The organism is Rhizobium sp. SYY.PMSO (assembly GCF_046840415.1).
In the GTDB taxonomy this organism is placed as follows: domain Bacteria; phylum Pseudomonadota; class Alphaproteobacteria; order Rhizobiales; family Rhizobiaceae; genus Rhizobium.
Window position 1 is genome coordinate 497798 of record NZ_CP177349.1, and the last position, 18059, is coordinate 515856.

The window sequence follows — 18059 nt, forward strand, 5'->3', positions numbered from 1 at the left end:
ACTCCCCCGAGAATTGAACCCATCGGCCCGCGGCGTGCCCTTAGCCGCTTGCGCTTCTGGACGCAGGTGCCGGCGACGACAGCGAGGTCACGATGTCTTCCATCGGCGCGAGCTGCTCCAGCGGCCCGATCGCCGAAAGCGTCGGTACTGTATCGAAGAACAGCCGTCCGGCAAGATCCGTGAGGCGCTCGATCGTGATGCCTTCCAGGCGCTCCAGCATCTCCTGGTTCGGAATGGGGCGGCCATAGAGCATCATCTGCCGTGCGACCTGACCGGCGCGGGCGGCGGGGCTCTCCTGGCCCATCAGCAGCTGCGCGCGAATCTGGGCGCGGGCGCGTTCGATTTCCTGCTGCTGAATGTCATGGGATGACTTGCGCAGCTCGTTCACGATGACGGGCAGCAGTTCCGGCAGGTTCTCGCCGCCGGTCGCGGCGTGGATGCCGAATATGCCGGTGTCGGAAAAGCCCCAGTGGAATGCATAGACCGAATAACAGAGACCGCGGAACTCGCGCACTTCCTGGAAGAGACGCGAGGACATGCCTCCGCCGAGGATGTTGGCGAGGATCTGCGAGCAGTAGAAATCGCGGGTATGATAGGCCCGGCCTTCGAAGCCGAGCAGGATCTGCGCATCCATGAGGTCGCGCGTTTCCCGGATGTTGCCGCCGATATAGCGGGCGGGCTCGATAACGGGCGGAGCGGACGGTTTCGTCGGCAGGCTGGAGAAGCGTTCCTCGACCTGGCGCACGAAGCTTTCATGATCGACGGCCCCGGCCGCCACGACGAACATGCGGTCGGTCGTATAGTTGCGGTCGAGATAGTTGCGAATCTGCTCCGGCGAAAAGGAGACGACGGTTTCCGGCGTGCCGAGGATGGCGCGGCCGAGCGTCTGGCCGCGATAGGCAACCTCGGAAAACTTGTCGAAGACGACATCGTCGGGCGTGTCGTTCGCGGCATTGATTTCCTGCAGGATCACCTGCTTTTCGCGTGCCAGTTCTTCCTCGTCGAAGGCTGACTCGGTCAGGATATCGGCAAGGATATCGACGGCGAGCGGCACATGGTCCTTCAGCACACGGGCGTAATAGGAGGTGGTTTCGGTCGAGGTGGCGGCATTGACTTCGCCGCCGACATTCTCGATTTCCTCGGCGATCTGCCGGGCCGAGCGTCGCGCCGTGCCCTTGAACGCCATGTGCTCGAGCAGATGCGCGATACCATGTTCCGCCTCCGTCTCGTTACGCGAACCCGACTTGATCCAAACGCCGAGCGCCACGCTTTCGAGGTGGGGCATCGATTGGGTCGCTACTGTCAGCCCGGACGCAAGCCGGGTGCACTCCACTGTCATCGCTTGTCTTTCCGCGTCTTGTTATTCGCCGGCCCGGGCGTGCTTGCCGATAAAGCTTTCTACGGCTTTAAGTTCCGGATCGAGAATGTCGAAACGCTCCTCCCTGGTCATCAGACCAGCAAGCCACGTCGGAAGCGCCGGGTCAATACCGGATGCGGATTTTACTGCGGCGGGGAATTTTGCCGGGTGGGCGGTCGCAAGCGTCACCATCGGGCTGGTCGGCCGCTCGTTCTTCCCGGCGACGAAGACGCCGATCGCGGTGTGCGGATCGAGCAGGTAGCCCGTATCGGCAAGGGTTTTGCGGATCGTTTCGGCCACTTGCTTCTCGCTGGTGCGGCCGGCGCGGAAGTCCTTCCGGATGAACTTCAGGGCCTCGGCATCGATCGAAAAACCGTTCGATTGCTTCAGGCTCTCCATGGCAGCGCGCACCTTGGAGGCGTCGCGGCCGTTGGCCTCGAACAGCAGCCGCTCGAAGTTGGAGGAGATCTGGATGTCCATCGACGGCGAGGTGGTGGCCTTGACCGAGCGCATTTCGTAGCGGCCGGTCTTCAGCGTGCGTGCAAGAATGTCGTTCTCGTTGGTGGCTATGACAAGGCGCTCGATCGGCAGGCCCATGCGCCTGGCGACATAGCCGGCGAATATATCGCCGAAATTGCCCGTCGGCACGGTGAAGGAGATCTTCCGGTCCGGGCCGCCGAGCGCGACAGCGGTGGTGAAGTAGTAGACCACCTGCGCCATGATTCGCGCCCAGTTGATGGAGTTGACGCCGGAAAGCCTGACCTTGTCGCGGAAGGCGGCATCGTTGAACATGGCTTTGACGAGGTTCTGGCAATCGTCGAAATTGCCCTTTATCGCCAGCGCATGGACGTTTGCCGCCGTCGACGTGGTCATCTGGCGCTGCTGCACCGGCGAGACCTTCCCGTGCGGGAAGAGGATGAAGATGTCGGTGCGCTCGCGGCCGGCAAAGGCGTCGATCGCAGCACCGCCGGTATCGCCCGAGGTGGCGCCGACGATGGTCGCGCGCTGGCCGCGCTTTTCCAGCGCATAGTCCATCAGCCGCGCCAGCAGCTGCATGGCGACGTCCTTGAAGGCGAGCGTCGTGCCGTGGAAGAGCTCCATGACGAAGCTGTTCGGCCCGGTCTGGACGAGCGGCGCCACCGCAGGATGGCGGAAGGTGGCGTAGGCATCGTCGATCATGCCGCGGAAGACATCCGCCGGGATCTCGCCATTGGTGAAGGGCGAAAGCACCGCGAAAGCGATGTCCTGGTAGCTCTTGCCGCGAAAGGCGCGGATTTCCTTTTTCGTCAGCGTCGGCCATTCACGGGGAACATAAAGCCCGCCGTCGCGAGCAAGGCCGGCCAGGAGGGCGTCGCAGAAGCCAAGGGCAGGGGCTTCTCCCCGCGTTGAGATGTAGTCCACGGTCTAGAATTCCTTGTGGTCGCAAAATTGCCTGAGTGATCGATTGAGAGAGTAGAGGAACGAAACGAGGGCGGCCTGTCTTTTTGCGTCGGATCAGCCGCGTGGTTTTCGCGTTTGCGCAAGGCGCGTGGGATCGGCGCCGGGCGGCGGAGTTTGGTCGTGGCAATCTGTCGATCTCGAAAAGTGAGCCAAAACGGTGTCTACCCAATCGATTTTTCGCTGCGTCGCTGGTATAGACCATCGCCAAGTGTCATAAAAGGCCCGTTTGGCGGGCTGCTGGCCGATAATGTGAAATATATGGAGAGGGTGGAATTATAGTGTTTGGCAGGGTTTCGCGTCGTCTTTTCTCCGCTTCGCTTCTGGCATTGCTGGCAGGCTGCAGTACTCTCGGTATCGGCGGCAACAACGATAAGCAGGCGGCAACGGATGTCACCGTTGCGCCGCAGGCCGGGGCTCCGGCTGCAGCTCCCACCGGCGGTCAGGCCTATGTCGCCGGCAAATGCCCGCAGGCCGTCATCCGCGATGAGGACTCGGTCTATCGCACCTACGCGAAGGGCGCCAAGGACGATCCGAACCAGCTGGTCTATCAGGCCTCGTTAGCGCAGGCGACCCGCCAGTGCACGACCGACGGCACCAGCCTCAGCATCCATGTCGTGGCGCAGGGGCGCCTGGTCTCCGGCCCGATGGGCAGTTCCGGCAAGGTGACCCTGCCGATCCATGTGGCCGTCATGGACGATGAAAACGCCCTCTACAGCAAGACCATCAACTACACGGCGGAAATTCCGCCGGGCGAGACCACGGCGCAGTTTCTCTTTACCGATGACGATATCCAGGTGGCCGGCGGCTCCGGCGGCTTCACCATCGTCCAGATCGGTTTCGATCAGGGGCCGCAAAAGCCTGCGAAGGGCGAGAAGCCGGCTCGCAGGAAGCGCCACTAAGGCAAGCCGGGCGCGCTGCTGCATTGCCGTTTCGGCGAGAACAGGCGCGCGTAGAATTGCAGATCTATCGAAGGCCCTGCCATTTGCGGGGCCTTTCTGATTATGGGAGCGCCATGGATAGGACTGTCGGCTCCATCGGCTGTCTGGCCGTCCTCTCAGCCGAACGCCGGATGCATCAATCGATTATCTCGGCGCCTTCCGCTTTCCGGCGTTGAACATTGTCCCTCATTTCCTGCAAGCGTTCGGGAGAGTGACCCTGCCATTCCGTAATTTCGCCAAGGATCCGGAGCGGTTCGCGAGAGCGATAGGATTGCGTGGGATTGCCGGGGAATTTCTTGTCGGTCAGGTTGGGGTCGCTCACTATCGAGCCGGTCGGTTCCACAATATAGATCCGTTCCCTTCCGTTGCCGACGGCAAGCTCCGCGCCCCAGATGGCGGCATCCAGCGTGCCGGTGAGGTAGACCCAGGACAGGGGTTTGCCGGTGCCGTAATTGGATTTATGACCGACGACGATCAGGTCTCCCGGCCTCAAGTCGGCTCGGGTGCCATGGTAGAATCGCTGCGGGACAGTGTCGGCGCTGCCAGTCATTTACGTCCTCCGAGTGATTTCGGGAGGCGTTATACGCGCGGGCCGGGGCCTTGAAGCAAACGGCTTTTGCGCTCTATATGCCCACTATAGGAAGCATCCCCCGCCGGTACAGAGCCGGCAAAATCCTTGGCCAGAGCCGCTACGAGCCGGTCTGCATTGCAAAATGCAAAGCTTGGGGAGCCATGTTCAGGGCATGGCGATCGGATATTCCCTTTGTGAGCCGTGTCGCCCGGCAGGGGTGCCTTAGAGGACGCCATCCCATTCCGCGAGTGCCATGACCACGCCCGGCAGGTCGACCATGCGGCTGACGACGGTCTCGGCGCCGGCATCGGTCAGCCGGTCGGCGTGGGAGGGGTAGGTGTGCGACGCGCCGGTGAAGCCGATGACGCGCATGCCTGCGGCTCGCGCCGCCTGAACGCCGTGAACCGAATCCTCTACCACGATCGTATTGGCCGGGCTGACATTCATCTGCTGGGCACCGTGCAGGAAGATGTCCGGCTTGGGCTTCACCCGGTCGGCGCCGAGATCCTTGGCGGAGTAGATATGCGGCGCGAAAAATTGCTTATAGCCGACCTTCGAGAGCATCATGTCGAGGCGCGCCGAGCTGGAATTCGAGCAGATGCAGCGCGGCATCGGCAGTCGCGACAGCGCAAGCGGGATGCCCGATATTGCCTGAACGTCGTTGGCAAGCTTGCGGTCCAGCAACTTCTCCGATTTGTCGAGCAGCGAAGCGGAAAGCGGGATGCTGGCCTCGCGCTCGACTTCGAACAGGATGTTGCGCCAGGTCATGCCGGCAAAGCGCTCGCCCATTTCCTCGACGCTGATCGGATAGCCCGCATCCGTCAGCAGCTTTGATTCGACCTGCGCCGCGATGATTTCCGAATCGACCAGAACGCCGTCGCAGTCGAAGATGATGAGGTCGAAGCCATTGCTCATGAAAATTTGCTGCCTTTGATGTGGCTGGGTTCGGCGCGCTCCGGGAAGTCGTCGGTGTTTCGGGGGCGCTCTGAAAATGACCGCCGGGCTTTACACGATATGCCGGCAAAGCTCAACCAATCGGCGGGCATGGCTGTGCTGCAGTGAACGAAAGGGTCGCGGCGCTCTAAAGACGCGGTGACGGTCGCTTGCCGCTCGACATCGGGCAAACCCGCCTTTAAGGATCGCCCATGGCCAAGGAGCGCGACGACACCATTGCCAGCCGTATCAGCCGGGTGCTTGCCGACCGCATCATCCGCGGCGAGCTCGCGCCCGATGCGCGCCTGCGGCAGGATCACATCGCCGAGGAATTCGGCACCAGTCATGTGCCCGTGCGCGAAGCGTTCCGGCGGCTGGAGGCGCAGGGGTTGGCGATCAACCTGCCGCGCCGCGGCGTTCGCGTCGCCTCCTTCGATCTCAAGGAGGTCCGCGAGGTTGCGGAAATGCGCGCGGCGCTTGAAGGTCTTGCGCTCAAGCATGCAGCCCCGCACCTGACCTCAGCCATACTGGACGAGGCCGAGCAGGCGACGCGCGATGGCGATGCCGCAGCCGATGTTTATGCCTGGGAGGAGGCCAATCGTCGCTTCCATCGATTGATTCTGGCACCCTGCGGCATGGCGCGTCTGCTCGCCGCCATCGACGACCTGCATGCAGCCAGCGCCCGCTTTCTGTTTTCGGCATGGCAATCCGGCTGGGAGAAGCGCACTGATCACGACCATCGGGCCATCCTCGCGGCACTGCGCCAGGGTAAGGCTGAAGAAGCGGCCGCGATCCTGCAGAAGCATGTTCAATGGATCGGCCGCGCACCCGTCCGCATGCCCTCCGGCTCGACGCGCGAAGCCTTTGCGATCGTCGGCTAAAAATTATAGATAATTCTTATTATGCATTGCCGGTTTCGTTTTCGAAAGCGAATCTTTTCGCTTTTCGATCGCCTTTTCTCGACCATCTACGGCTCGAATTCGTCGCCTGAGTTTAAGGTCGGCGTGCTTCTCCTATTTTAAGATTCCTTATTTCCCAATAGATTCGCGCGGTTCAGCGGAATTTCATCCGTGCGCCACTTGCTTGATTTTGCGATCTCCATCATAAAATAGATGAGACTGAAAAATTATCTATAATTTGAAAAGGAGACCCTATGTCCCTGTTGCAGCATCACGATGACGTCGCTTTCGATCCGCTTCGGCTCGGTCAACGATCCCTCATTGCCAAGACCGTCTTCGTTCTTGCGGGAACGTTCATGCTGGCGCTTGCATCGCGGATCGAGGTGCCGATGGTGCCGGTGCCGATCACCATGCAGACCTTTGCGATCACCATGATCGGCGCGCTTTATGGCTGGCGTCTGGGCGCCGTCACCGTTTGCGCCTGGTTGGGCGAGGCTGCGATCGGCTTTCCGGTGCTGGCCGGCGGCGCAGGCGGCATGGCGCCGTTCATGGGGCCGACGGCGGGCTATCTCGTTTCCTTCCCGATCATTGCCGCCCTTGTCGGCTGGCTTGCAGAGCGCGGCTGGAGCGGCAATCGCGTCGCGCGCAGCTTTCTCGCGCATCTCTCGGCCAATATTTTGTGCCTTGCGATCGGCGGCGCATGGCTTGCCGCGCTGATCGGGGCCGAAAAAGGCTGGCTGCTCGGTGTTGCGCCCTTCATCCTTGGCGCGGTGCTGAAGTCCGCCCTTGCGGCGGCGGTGCTGAAGACCGTCCAGGTCTATGGCGGCAAGGTGCGCCTGAATTGACGGTCAGGCTTCGCGCCCACCATCTGCTCTGCATGCTGACCTTTGTCGGTGAGGGCTATACCCCGGCCTTCACCGATAATTATCGCCGCATTGCCGAGCGACTGTCGAAAGGGGAGGAGATCAAGCTGGTCTCCGGCCCCGATGATATCTGCGCGCCACTCCTGAGCGGGGAGGTGCCGCATTGCTTCAAGGCTTCCGTCATCGAGCGGGATGCGGCAGCGCTTGCCGATGTAGCGGCCCTGCTGGGCGAGGAGATCGGCCCCGGAATCGTATTGGTGCCGGATGCAAGGCTGCTTTCCAAGCTCCGCCGGAATTTCGCCGGCGGTGAAATCCGCCATGCCTGCCGTGGCTGCGAATGGGGCGACCTTTGCAGCCGCATCGCTGCAAGCAATTTCAAGGGTGTCCTGATCGAAGCGGCCTAAAGATTTTCGTCCAGCCCGGATTGCGGGTGGCCATCGCCGGGTTCGAGCGGAAAGAGCGCCAGAAACCGGCGCTCGCCTTCGGGCGTGAAGAAGATCGAGCGGCTGTTTTCCGTTCGCCGCGCCCAGCCCTTGTCGAAGAAGTTCGAAAGCAGCGCCTTGCCGAGGCTGCCGGCCAGATGCGCCCGCCGCTCGCTCCAATCCAGACAGGAACGGCAAAGCGGTCGGCGATTCGCGCGCAATCCGGAGACATCGATGCCGATCGATCCGAGATGTTTCTCTCCTCGGGCGGTCAGGCTCAAACCTTCTCCCATGACGGAAATCGAACCGGTCTCGATCAGGCTGTCGAGCATGCGAACGCCGTAGTCGCCGGCCAGATGGTCGTAGCAGATGCGTGCCTTGCGCAGCGCCAGCTCCTTCGGCCCGGGACGATGGCGCAGATGCCCGCGGCTTGCGGCAAAGCCCATGATCCCTTCGAGCAGCTTGCCGACGCGGTCGTCGGCCAGCGCGAAATAGCGATGGCGGCCCTGCTTGCGTTGCGCGAGCAGGCCGCCCGCTTCGAGCTTGGAAAGATGCGCGCTTGCCGTCTGCAGCGTCACGCCGGCAGCCGCCGCCAGCTCGGTTGCCGTCAGCGCGCGGCCGCCCATCAGCGCCGTCAGCATGTTCGCCCGCGCCGGGTCGCCGATCAGCGAGCCGATCTGCGCTATGTCTGGACCTTCCTTCATACTTCGATCGTAACCGAAGCATCTCCGTTCTGCAATGTGCCAAAACAGCATCATCAGCAAAGGAGAAAACCAATGATCACCTGTTTCATCCGCTATCAGATCGACCCTTTCAAGCAGGAAGCTTTCGCGGAGTATGGCAAGGCCTGGGGCCAGATCATCCCGCGCAACGGCGCCGATCTGATCGGATATTTCGCGCCGCACGAGGGCTCGCTGACGACGGCCTACGGCATTTACAACATCGAGAACCTGGCCGCCTACGAAGCCTATCGCAAAAGCCTGGCTGCCGATCCGCTCGCACAGGCCAATCACGATTTTTCCCGCAAGGAGCGTTTCATCCTGCAGGAGGATCGTATTTTCCTGAAAAACATATCTCTGCCGCATGCTCCGGGGATATCGCCATGATCGCGGTCATCTTCGAAGTCGTCCCCCATCCGGATGAGCGCCAGCATTATCTCGACATTGCCGCAAGGTTGCGCTTGGAGCTTGAAGCGATCGACGGCTTCATCTCCATCGAGCGCTTCGAAAGCCTCGGCCAGCCGGGCAGGATCCTGTCGCTTTCCTTCTGGCGCGACGAGGCCGCAGTTCGAGAGTGGAGAAATCGCGAGGGGCATCGCGCCGCGCAGAAAGCGGGCCGGAAGACGGTATTTGCCGATTATCGGCTGCGTGTGGCGGAGGTTCTTCGCGACTACGGAATGAATGAACGCGCCGAAGCGCCCGATGACAGCCACGCAGTCCACGATATCCAGGGAAATTCAGCACGATAACGCCGCCCAACGCGCCGTGAATTCCCGGGACCTTCTCGGGAATTCGGAAAATATGACGCCGCTTTAGTCTTTGGTAACCAAGTTAGGTAACCATAACACGCAGTTAAGAGCACCGAGTAAGTGTAACAGCGAGTATCACATGGCGTCAGTTTTCCCGCTTGCCGACCTCAGGACCTCCGCAGCTCCGGGGTCCTGGATCGACACGATCATCAAGGGCGATTGCGTGGCCGCTCTTGAGGCACTGCCCAATCAATCCGTCGACGTCATCTTCGCCGACCCGCCCTACAATCTTCAGCTCGGCGGCACGCTGCATCGTCCCGACCAGTCGCTTGTCGACGCCGTCGATGACGAATGGGACCAGTTCGCCTCCTTCGAAGCCTATGACGCCTTCACCCGCGCCTGGCTGCTCGCCTGCCGCCGCGTGCTGAAGCCGACGGGCACGATCTGGGTCATCGGTTCCTATCACAACATCTTCCGCGTCGGCGCGACCTTGCAGGATCTGAACTTCTGGATCCTCAACGACATCGTCTGGCGCAAGACCAACCCGATGCCGAATTTCAAGGGCCGCCGTTTCCAGAACGCGCATGAGACGATGATCTGGGCGAGCCCGAACGCCAAGGCCAAGGGCTACACCTTCAACTACGACGCCATGAAAGCGGCCAACGACGACGTGCAGATGCGCTCCGATTGGTTGTTCCCGATCTGCAACGGCAATGAGCGGCTGAAGGGCGACGACGGCAAGAAGGTGCATCCAACACAGAAGCCGGAAGCCTTGCTTGCCCGCGTCATCATGGCTTCGTCCAAGCCCGGCGACATCATCCTCGATCCCTTTTTCGGATCAGGTACGACCGGTGCCGTCGCCAAGCGTCTCGGCCGTCACTTCGTCGGTATCGAGCGCGAGCAGGACTATATCGATGCGGCCAGCGCCCGCATCGCCGCCGTCGAGCCGCTCGGCAAGGCGGAGCTGACGGTCATGACCGGCAAGAAGGCCGAGGTGCGCGTTGCCTTCAACGTGCTCATCGAGAGTGGTCTCATCAAGCCCGGCCAAGTGCTGACGGATGCGAAGCGCCGCTATAGCGCCATCGTGCGCGCCGACGGCACCGTCGCTTCCGGCGGCGAGGCCGGCTCCATTCATCGCCTTGGCGCGAAGGTGCAGGGCCTTGATGCATGCAACGGGTGGATGTTCTGGCATTTCGACGACGGCCGTTCCCTGCGTCCGATCGATGAGCTCAGGGCCATCGTCCGCAGCGATCTGGCGAAGGTGGAATAGGTCTCCGCCAATCAGCAATACCGCCTTCTTCCGTCGTGTACCTCCAGTTAGGGAAGAAGGTGAAACGCCCAGGGCCTTGCCGGAAGAGATATCCGGCGAGGCCCTGGGCGTCTTGTCGGCTTCGGGTCTCAGAAGTCCTGGTAGTCCGTGACGTCGACGCGCACGACGCGGCCGTCCTCGTCGAACGTAATCGTTTCCTCGCCTTCGCGAATCAGCGGCTTGCCCGTCTTGCTGTTGGTGGCGCGCACGGACCAGACGGCCCGCCCCGAAAGTGGCGTCAACGTCTCCACAAGCGAATTGGACGCCGTCTGATCGGGATAGGTGTCGAAATAGCCGCGGAAGGCTTCCATGATCGCCGCCCGGCCGGCAAGGCCGCCGACGCCGTTGGAAACGTAGGTGGCGTTCTCGGCGAAGAAGTTTTCGATCGCCTCGTAATCGAGGCGGTTGATGGCGTCATGAAACAGATCGATGCGTTCCGCGGGATCGAAGATCATCGGCTCAAACCTTTATGCCATGGGCGGCGAGATCGCTGCGCAGTTTCTCGGCGCCGGTGAAGTGAACTGCATGCCATCCTGCCGCCCGCGCGCCTTCGACGTTCGGATAGGAATCGTCGATGAAGATCGTCGCGGCCGGATCGAGGTCGAAGCTCCTGGCGTGAGTGTCGTAGATTGCGACATCCGGCTTGATCAGGCCGACGTCGCCCGAGACGGTTACGCCGCGCGGCTTCTTGAGGAACGGATAGCGCACCTGTGCCTCGCGGAAGGTGTCTGAGGCGAAGTTGGTCAGCATGGTGACGTCGCGGCCCTCGTCGATCAGCTGCTCCAGAATGGCGACGCTGTCTTCATAGGCATGCGGAACCATCTCGTGCCAGTATTTGCGGAAGCTGCGGATATGCTCTTCGCGCTGCGGATGGTCGGCGATCAACAGCGCTTCGGCATCTTCCCAGGTGCGGCCGCGATCCTGCTCGATGTTCCATTCATGGGTGCAGACATTGGCGAGGAACCATTCGCGTTCGGCATCGTCCGGAATGATCCGGCTGTAGGGGAGGCTAGGATCGTAATGGATAAGAACCTTGCCGATATCGAAAACGATGTGCCGTATTTCCGTCGTCATGAATGGATTCCTGATTTCTGCTTTAAACGCGTTTTGCAAACGCATTGGGAATAGCCTGAGCGATCGCTTTTTTCATGACTGTCGGCAAGGCCTGCTCTTCAAGATTTGTAACTGGCGCCCACCATCCGTCATGGTTGTCCTTCTTCGGAACCGACTTGGCACGCCAGATCGACAATCGCAATTCGAAATGGGTGAAGACATGCGTTACCGTGCCCGCCGGCTGCCAGTCGGCCGGGAAGGGAGCCGCCTCGATGCCGGTTTCGCCGTCGACGCGCGCCGTCCATCCCGTCGTCGGCACTTCCGTCATGCCGCCGAGAAGGCCGCTTTCGATGCGGCGGCGCAGGAAGATTTCGCCCTCGTCATTGACAGCGACGAAGGCCGCTCCCCGGCGTACCGGCTTTTCCTTCTTGGCGGCCTTGACCGGGAAATGCTCGGGATCGTGTCCCGCCAGCGCCTGACAGGCGCCGTTGAAGGGACAGAGCGAACAAACCGGGCGCCTCGGCGTGCAGATCGTCGCGCCGAGATCCATCATCGCCTGGGCAAAATCGCCCGGACGATCGGCCGGCGTCAGCTGCGCGACCTTCTGCTTCATCAGCGGCTTGGCGCCGGGAAGCGGCGTCGAAATCGCATAGAGGCGGGAAATGACACGTTCCACATTGCCGTCCATCACGGCCGACGGGCGATTGAAGGCGATAGCGGCGACTGCGGCAGCGGTATAGTCGCCGATGCCGGGCAAGGCCCGCAAGCCGTCCTCCGTATCGGGAAAGCGCCCGCCGTGTTCGGCAGCGACGGCCTCGGCGCATTTCTTGAGATTGCGGGCGCGGGCATAATAGCCGAGCCCGGCCCAGGCGGCCATGACGTCCTCGTTCGCCGCCGCGGCGAGATCGCCGACGGTCGGCCAGCGCTCCAGGAATTTCGCGAAATAGGATTTGACCGCCGGCACCGTCGTCTGTTGCAGCATCACCTCCGACAGCCAGACGCGATAGGGATCCGCCTTGACGCCGCGCGCCGCCATGGGCGGCGAGACGCGCCACGGCAGGTCGCGGTGGTGGCGGTCGTACCAGGCAAGCAGCTTGTCGCTCGCTGGGGACACTTGCGATGAACGATCCATGATTTCCTTCGGTGAAGTATTTACTCCCGCTTCCTTAGACACAATTGCCTGGCGGGTGAACGTCGAAAATACGCGGCGCCCTGACTGGAGCTATGAAAGGAGAAACATCATGCTCTTCGAACTCTTCGATCGTCTGCTGGACGTAAGTCCCAATCTGCGGCTGTTGAACCATTGCGTGCTGGAAATTCTCTTCCTGCTGTCGGCGTATTATATGATTTCGAAGCTGTTGCACACGCAGCCATTCAAACCGGTCACGGCCTGGCTCCGCCGGGAATTTCACACGCAGCCCAGGATAAGGTCTCGCCGGTCGCAGCTGTTTCAGCATGCATTCGACATGCTTCTCTTTTTCCTGATGGGAATAAGTGTATACGTTGCGTCGTCGGTGGTTCTGCTCGTTGCCGCCTGGCACACGGGCCAGAAGGACGTCTTTCCGCTTCAGCTCCTGGCGGTAGGATTTTTCACCGTCGGCCTTGCCGTCACCGTACTGATGCGGGAAAATGCAGTGAAAGAGTGGAGGTCGTTTCGCGCCCTTCTGCAAAATGGAAAAGACCGCTCTCTTTGATGGTTCAGCCGAAGACAAATTTTGTTGCAGTGACGAGAAGCGGGCAACCACGCCGAAATGAGTGAACACAGCCTATCGAAAATGTCGCGTCGCGGCGAACGCCAGATTTCCGAGCTGACCAACGGCATCGTCGATCCGGTGCTGGCAAAGCGTGCCGGCATCAATACGACGCTGCTCGGCTGCTGGGACGAGATTGCCGGTGAGGAGTTTGCCGACTGCACACGGCCGGAAAAGATCGCCTGGGCCAGGCGGACCGGCCCCGGCATGGACGACAGGTATCAGCCCGGCGTGCTGACGATAGCCTGCGAGGGTGCCCGTGCCCTCTTTCTCACCCATGCGCAGGGCGAACTGATCCAGCGCATCAACAGCTTCTTCGGCTTTTATGCCGTCAACCAGATCCGCATCGTGCAGAAGCCGGTTTCCGTCGCGTCCAAACGCTCGCGCACGCCGCCGCCGCTGAAGGGCGAGGCGGCGCGCAAGCTGGCTGACATGATGGACGGCATCGAGGACGAGAAGATCAGGGCCGCCGTTCAGCGCTTGGGCACCGCCATGGCCTGGAAACGGCGCTAGGTCAGAACTAACCGCTCATTTCGCGAATTGTGGACGGAATTTAAGTTGTCCGTCTTTGCCAGGTCACAATTCTTTGAAGAAAGTTGGCCAACCGTGCCTTGTTAGCGGCAAGCAGCCGTTATATCGCATGAAACATTCGAAGACCTCTTTAACGACGGGTGACTCTATGCCGATGTCCGACATGCTCTTGACCAAACGCCATCTGCTGGGCGGCTCTGCCGTCGCAGCTCTCTCGGTGGCGTTCTCTGCCTTTGCCGACACCGCATCCGCCGCGTCCGCAGAAGATGAAGTGCCGCCGGCGGACGGCAATGTCGATATGAACGAAGTGCTGAAGCCCGGCCCGCTGCCGGAAATCGCATTCGGCAAGGAAGACGCTCCCGTCAAGATCGTCGAGTACATGTCGCTGACCTGCCCGCACTGCGCGCATTTCGCCGTTACGACCTTCGACACGATCAAGCAGAAATACGTCGACACCGGCAAGGTTCGCTTCATCATCCGCGAGTTCCCGTTCGATCCGCGCGCCGCCGCAGCCTTCATGCTGGCCCGTTGCGCCCCGCAGGAACAGTACATGCCGATGGTCGAAATGCTGTTCAAGCAGCAGATCGCCTGGGCCTCGCCCGATGTTGACGGCCGCGCCGCACTGCTCCAGATGTCGAAACTTGCTGGTTTTACTGAGGATAGCTTTACGAAGTGCTTGACGAACCAGAAGCTTCTGGATGATGTCAACTCTGTACGGGAACGCGCAGCCAAGGATTTCGGCGTCAACGCCACGCCGACCTTCCTGATCAATGGCAAGCGCTATGCAGGGGACATGTCTGTTGTTGCCATGTCGAAGCTTATCGACAGCCTGCTCTGATCCGCGCCTTTTTTCATCACGGGCGGGCGGCCAAGGTCGCGCGCCCGTGAATACCCCGTCTGAATTCGAGTTTGGAGCGGCCACGCTCCCCATGCCGGCATCGTGGACGGCCTTCTCCTCGCAGGGGAGAAGAGGGCACCGCCTATGAAATTCAACAGACTGAGACTTGTCGGCTTCAAATCCTTCGTCGAACCGGCGGAATTCGTCATCGAGCGCGGCCTGACCGGCGTCGTCGGCCCGAACGGTTGCGGCAAGTCCAATCTTGTCGAAGCGCTGCGCTGGGTGATGGGCGAGAACTCCTACAAGAACATGCGTGCCTCCGGCATGGACGACGTGATCTTTTCCGGATCCGGCAATCGCCCGGCGCGCAACACCGCCGAAGTCGGGCTTTACCTCGACAATAGCGACCGCACCGCGCCGGCCGCCTTCAACGACAGCGACGAAATCCAGGTTACGCGCCGCATCGAGCGCGAACAGGGTTCCGTCTACCGCATCAATGGCAAGGAGGCGCGCGCCAAGGATGTGCAGCTTCTCTTTGCCGATGCCTCCACTGGCGCCCGCTCGCCCTCCATGGTCGGGCAGGGACGCATCGGCGAGCTGATTCAGGCCAAGCCTCAGGCAAGGCGCCAGCTGCTGGAAGAGGCGGCGGGCATTTCCGGCCTGCATTCGCGCCGGCATGAGGCGGAATTGCGCCTGCGCGCCGCCGAAAGCAATCTCGAGCGGCTGGATGACGTGACGTCGCAGCTCGAAAGCCAGATCGAGAGCCTGAAGCGTCAGGCGCGGCAGGCCAACCGCTTCAAGATGCTCTCGGCCGACATTCGCGCCCGCGAGGCTATGCTGCTGCATATCCGCTGGGTGCAGGCCAAGGAAGCCGAAGCCGAGGCCGACAGCGCGCTCAACCAGGCAACCGTGGTGGTCGCCGAAAAGGCGCAGATCCAGATGGAGGCCGCGAAAGCCCAGGGCATCGCCAGCTTTAAGCTGCCGGAGCTGCGGGATGACGAGGTGAAGGCCGCGGCAGCCCTGCAGCGCCTGCAGATTGCCCGCTCGCAGCTGGAAGAGGACATCAATCGCATCCTGCGCCGTCGCGACGAGCTGACCCGCCGGCTGGTCCAGCTGGCCGAGGATATCGGCCGTGAGCAGAACCTTGTGGCCGACAACGCCTCCATCCTAGCCAGGCTGGATGCCGAAGAAGCCGATCTTGCCGAAATCCTCGCCGATTCCGGCAGGCTCGCTGAGGAAACGCGTGTCGCCTTCGAGGAAGCGTCGGCCAAGCTTGCCGACAGCGAGCGGATTTTTACCACCCTGACCGCGGAACGCGCCGAGGCCGCCGCCGCGCGCAATCAGCTGGAACGCGCCATCCGCGATCTTGCCGACCGCAAGATGCGGCTGGAACGCCAGGCGGACGAAGCCAATCGCGAGCTTGCAGCCATCGATGAGAAGATGGCCGATCTGCCCGATCCCGCCGAAAAGCGCGACATGGTCGAGGCGGCGGAAAATGCCGTTGCGGATGCGGAGGGGGAGATTCAGCGCGTCGAGGCGGTTCTCGCCGGCGCGCGCGAGGCCGAGGCGTTGTCGCGCGGGCCGGTCGAGCAGGCGCGGGCACGGCTGAATGCGCTTGAAACCGAGGCGCGGACCATTTCCAGGATGCTGGCGGCGGGCGATACGTCCGGTGCCTTTTCGCCCGTCGCCGAGGAACTGCGCGTCGATCGCGGCTTCGAGACCGCGCTTGGCGCAGCCCTTGGCGACGATCTGGAATCCTCGCTGAGTTCCGATGCGCCGGTTTACTGGTCCGACAATGGCAGCGGCGCGACCGATCCGGCCTTGCCGGAAGGCGCGGCACCCTTGATTACCCATGTCGGTGCGCCAGCCGCGCTGACGCGGCGTCTGCGCCAGATCGGCATCGTTTCGGCCGATGACGCCTTGCGATTGATGCCGGAGCTGAAGCCGGGGCAGCGGCTGGTGACGAAAGATGGCGCGGTGTTCCGCTGGGATGGTCACGTCACCGGGGCGGATGCGCCGAGTGCGGCTGCCTTGCGGCTGGCCCAGAAGAACCGGCTTTCCGAACTGGAGGCCGAGGCCGAGCTCGCCCGCGATGTGCTTGTCGAGGCTGAGGAGCGTCTTGCGGCAGCCGCCGATGCGATTCGGGGCGAGGAGGGCCGTTTGGCCGTCGCCCGCGACGCCAGCCGGCTTGCGGCCCGCCATCTGGCCGAGGCGCGTGAAGCGCTCGCCGCGGCCGAACGCGCTTCCGGCGATCTCATCCGCCGCCGCGACGTCATCGCCGAGGCCGTCAGCCGCTTGCAGGAGCAGCTGGAAGATGTGGCGATTCAGGACGAGAATGCCCGCGTCGAACTGGAAGACGCACCGGATCTCTCGGCCATCGATCTGAAGCTGCGCGATCAGCAGGCGGAGGTCGCGACGGATCGCGGCGCTCTGGCCGAAGCTCGCGCCCGCCATGAGGGCCTGAACCGGGAAAACGAGGCGCGGCAACGCCGAATCCTGGCGATCCGGCAGGAGCGCGATATCTGGCGCCAGCGTGCGGCCAGCGCCGAGGAGCATATTCAGACGCTGCGCGACCGCGAGGAGGAAGCGCGCGAGGAAGCTGCCGAACTCGATCTCGCTCCCGACGAATTCGATGACAAGCGCCGTTCATTGATGAACGAGCTGCAGAAGGCCGAGGATGCCCGCCGCGTGGCGGCCGATCGGCTTGCCGAAGCGGAAGGCGTCCAGCGCGAGGCGGATCGCCATGCCGCGACAGCGCTCTCCGAACTGGCGGAAAGCCGCGAGAAGCGCGGTCGCGTCGAGGAGCGGCTGGTGTCGGCGCGGGAGCGTCGTCAGGAGAGCGAACTGCGCATCCGTCAGACCCTCAACGTCGAGCCGCATGAGGCCATGCGCCTGACCGGCCTTTCGGCATCGCAAAACGTGCCTGATCTCCGCGAGGTCGAGCGTGAACTGGAGCGGCTCAAGATCGAGCGCGAACGTCTGGGTGCCGTCAACCTGCGTGCCGAGGAAGAGAGCAAGGAGCTGACGGAGCGGCTGCAGGCGCTGATCAAGGAGCGCGACGACGTCATCGACGCCATCCGGAAGCTGCGCGGCGCGATTCAGAGCCTCAATCGCGAGGGGCGCGAACGTCTCATCGTCGCTTTCGACATCGTCAATGCGCAGTTCCAGCGCCTGTTCACGCATCTTTTCGGTGGCGGCACGGCCGAGCTCCAGCTCATCGAATCCGATGATCCGCTGGAAGCGGGCCTGGAAATTCTCGCCCGTCCGCCGGGCAAGAAGCCGCAGACGATGACGCTGCTTTCGGGCGGCGAGCAGGCGCTGACCGCCATGGCGTTGATCTTCGCCGTATTCCTCACCAATCCCGCGCCGATCTGCGTTCTGGACGAAGTGGACGCGCCGCTCGACGACCACAATGTCGAGCGCTACTGCAACCTCATGGACGAGATGGCGGCGTCTACCGAGACCCGCTTCGTGGTCATCACCCACAATCCTATCACCATGGCCCGCATGAACCGTCTCTTCGGCGTGACCATGGCGGAGCAGGGCGTATCGCAGCTCGTTTCCGTCGATCTGCAGACCGCCGAACGGATGCGCGAAATCGCCTGAGGACGCCCGCGCAGGGATTGAGAAAACTGTTCTCGTTTCGACAAGAAATTGCCGTCTCGCCTGCCGCACATCGTTAAAGC

General features: G+C 62.2%; 19 protein-coding genes. 11 read left to right on the top strand and 8 right to left on the bottom strand.

Annotated features, from left to right (window positions below; genetic code table 11):
- Window positions 1-40 precede the first annotated feature (40 nt).
- Both ACJJVH_RS02405 and thrC read right to left on the bottom strand, forming a co-directional pair.
- Window positions 41-1339, bottom strand: coding sequence for a M16 family metallopeptidase (locus ACJJVH_RS02405; protein WP_112796585.1), 1299 nt, complete (start codon window positions 1337-1339; stop codon window positions 41-43).
- 21 nt (window positions 1340-1360) lie between these two features.
- Window positions 1361-2758, bottom strand: coding sequence for a threonine synthase (gene thrC, locus ACJJVH_RS02410; protein ID WP_112796587.1), 1398 nt, complete (start codon window positions 2756-2758; stop codon window positions 1361-1363).
- A gap of 317 nt (window positions 2759-3075) precedes the next feature.
- Between thrC and ACJJVH_RS02415 the strand changes: the two genes are divergently transcribed.
- Complete coding sequence (locus tag ACJJVH_RS02415; protein ID WP_112796588.1) at window positions 3076-3696, top strand: hypothetical protein; 621 nt, start codon at window positions 3076-3078, stop codon at window positions 3694-3696.
- A 175-nt stretch (window positions 3697-3871) separates the two neighbouring features.
- Here ACJJVH_RS02415 and arr read toward each other — a convergent pair whose 3' ends face one another.
- Both arr and ACJJVH_RS02425 read right to left on the bottom strand, forming a co-directional pair.
- A complete protein-coding gene (gene arr / locus ACJJVH_RS02420; protein ID WP_412064651.1) occupies window positions 3872-4285 on the bottom strand; it encodes an NAD(+)--rifampin ADP-ribosyltransferase in 414 nt (137 codons plus the stop codon).
- Between the two features lie 243 nt (window positions 4286-4528).
- On the bottom strand, window positions 4529-5221 hold the full coding sequence (locus ACJJVH_RS02425) for an HAD-IA family hydrolase (protein ID WP_412064652.1): 693 nt from the start codon (window positions 5219-5221) through the stop codon (window positions 4529-4531).
- Between the two features lie 230 nt (window positions 5222-5451).
- Here ACJJVH_RS02425 and ACJJVH_RS02430 point away from each other — a divergent pair, with 230 nt between their 5' ends.
- The 3 genes from ACJJVH_RS02430 to ACJJVH_RS02440 all read left to right on the top strand — a co-directional run bounded on the left by ACJJVH_RS02430 (window position 5452) and on the right by ACJJVH_RS02440 (window position 7405).
- Window positions 5452-6120 (top strand): GntR family transcriptional regulator, encoded by a 669-nt coding sequence (locus ACJJVH_RS02430; RefSeq protein WP_412064653.1) that lies wholly within the window; start codon window positions 5452-5454, stop codon window positions 6118-6120.
- Between the two features lie 272 nt (window positions 6121-6392).
- Window positions 6393-6983: a biotin transporter BioY gene (locus tag ACJJVH_RS02435; RefSeq protein ID WP_412064654.1), complete on the top strand. Its 591-nt coding sequence runs from the start codon at window positions 6393-6395 to the stop codon at window positions 6981-6983.
- Window positions 6980-7405: a DUF1284 domain-containing protein gene (locus ACJJVH_RS02440; protein WP_412064655.1), complete on the top strand. Its 426-nt coding sequence runs from the start codon at window positions 6980-6982 to the stop codon at window positions 7403-7405. The genes ACJJVH_RS02435 and ACJJVH_RS02440 overlap by 4 nt, the downstream gene beginning before the upstream one ends.
- Here ACJJVH_RS02440 and ACJJVH_RS02445 read toward each other — a convergent pair.
- Window positions 7402-8127 carry an ArsR/SmtB family transcription factor gene (locus ACJJVH_RS02445; protein WP_412064656.1) on the bottom strand — a complete coding sequence of 242 codons (726 nt, stop codon included), beginning with the start codon at window positions 8125-8127 and terminating at the stop codon, window positions 7402-7404. The two genes, ACJJVH_RS02440 and ACJJVH_RS02445, sit on opposite strands and share 4 nt — an antisense overlap.
- A 72-nt stretch (window positions 8128-8199) precedes the next feature.
- Between ACJJVH_RS02445 and ACJJVH_RS02450 the strand changes: the two genes are divergently transcribed.
- The 3 genes from ACJJVH_RS02450 (at window position 8200) to ACJJVH_RS02460 (ending at window position 10161) form a co-directional block, all read left to right on the top strand.
- On the top strand, window positions 8200-8529 hold the full coding sequence (locus tag ACJJVH_RS02450) for an NIPSNAP family protein (RefSeq protein ID WP_113423098.1): 330 nt from the start codon (window positions 8200-8202) through the stop codon (window positions 8527-8529).
- Window positions 8526-8891, top strand: coding sequence for an antibiotic biosynthesis monooxygenase family protein (locus ACJJVH_RS02455; protein WP_113435315.1), 366 nt, complete (start codon window positions 8526-8528; stop codon window positions 8889-8891). Before ACJJVH_RS02450 ends, ACJJVH_RS02455 begins: the two co-directional genes overlap by 4 nt.
- A gap of 139 nt (window positions 8892-9030) precedes the next feature.
- Window positions 9031-10161, top strand: coding sequence for a site-specific DNA-methyltransferase (locus ACJJVH_RS02460; RefSeq protein WP_113356004.1), 1131 nt, complete (start codon window positions 9031-9033; stop codon window positions 10159-10161).
- A 128-nt stretch (window positions 10162-10289) separates the two neighbouring features.
- On the opposite strand, the gene ACJJVH_RS02465 is transcribed toward ACJJVH_RS02460, so the two are convergent.
- From ACJJVH_RS02465 to mutY, 3 genes are read right to left on the bottom strand one after another with little or no spacing between them, the layout of a single operon-like run.
- Window positions 10290-10655: a nuclear transport factor 2 family protein gene (locus ACJJVH_RS02465; protein ID WP_412064657.1), complete on the bottom strand. Its 366-nt coding sequence runs from the start codon at window positions 10653-10655 to the stop codon at window positions 10290-10292.
- A 4-nt stretch (window positions 10656-10659) separates the two neighbouring features.
- Entirely contained in the window at window positions 10660-11274 is a 615-nt protein-coding gene (locus ACJJVH_RS02470) for an HAD family hydrolase (RefSeq protein WP_113370374.1), read from the bottom strand.
- A gap of 22 nt (window positions 11275-11296) precedes the next feature.
- A complete protein-coding gene (mutY, locus tag ACJJVH_RS02475; RefSeq protein ID WP_112796609.1) occupies window positions 11297-12385 on the bottom strand; it encodes an A/G-specific adenine glycosylase in 1089 nt (362 codons plus the stop codon).
- 109 nt (window positions 12386-12494) lie between these two features.
- On the opposite strand from mutY, the gene ACJJVH_RS02480 reads away from it, so the two are divergent.
- The 4 genes from ACJJVH_RS02480 to ACJJVH_RS02495 all read left to right on the top strand — a co-directional run bounded on the left by ACJJVH_RS02480 (window position 12495) and on the right by ACJJVH_RS02495 (window position 17979).
- A complete protein-coding gene (locus ACJJVH_RS02480) occupies window positions 12495-12947 on the top strand; it encodes a hypothetical protein (protein ID WP_112796610.1) in 453 nt (150 codons plus the stop codon).
- A 57-nt stretch (window positions 12948-13004) separates the two neighbouring features.
- Window positions 13005-13517: a DUF721 domain-containing protein gene (locus ACJJVH_RS02485; RefSeq protein WP_412064658.1), complete on the top strand. Its 513-nt coding sequence runs from the start codon at window positions 13005-13007 to the stop codon at window positions 13515-13517.
- 166 nt (window positions 13518-13683) lie between these two features.
- The gene (locus ACJJVH_RS02490; RefSeq protein ID WP_113356009.1) at window positions 13684-14373 is read left to right on the top strand and encodes a DsbA family protein; all 690 of its coding nucleotides are present in this window, start codon (window positions 13684-13686) and stop codon (window positions 14371-14373) included.
- Between the two features lie 144 nt (window positions 14374-14517).
- Window positions 14518-17979 carry a chromosome segregation SMC family protein gene (locus tag ACJJVH_RS02495; RefSeq protein WP_412064659.1) on the top strand — a complete coding sequence of 1154 codons (3462 nt, stop codon included), beginning with the start codon at window positions 14518-14520 and terminating at the stop codon, window positions 17977-17979.
- Window positions 17980-18059 lie beyond the last annotated feature (80 nt).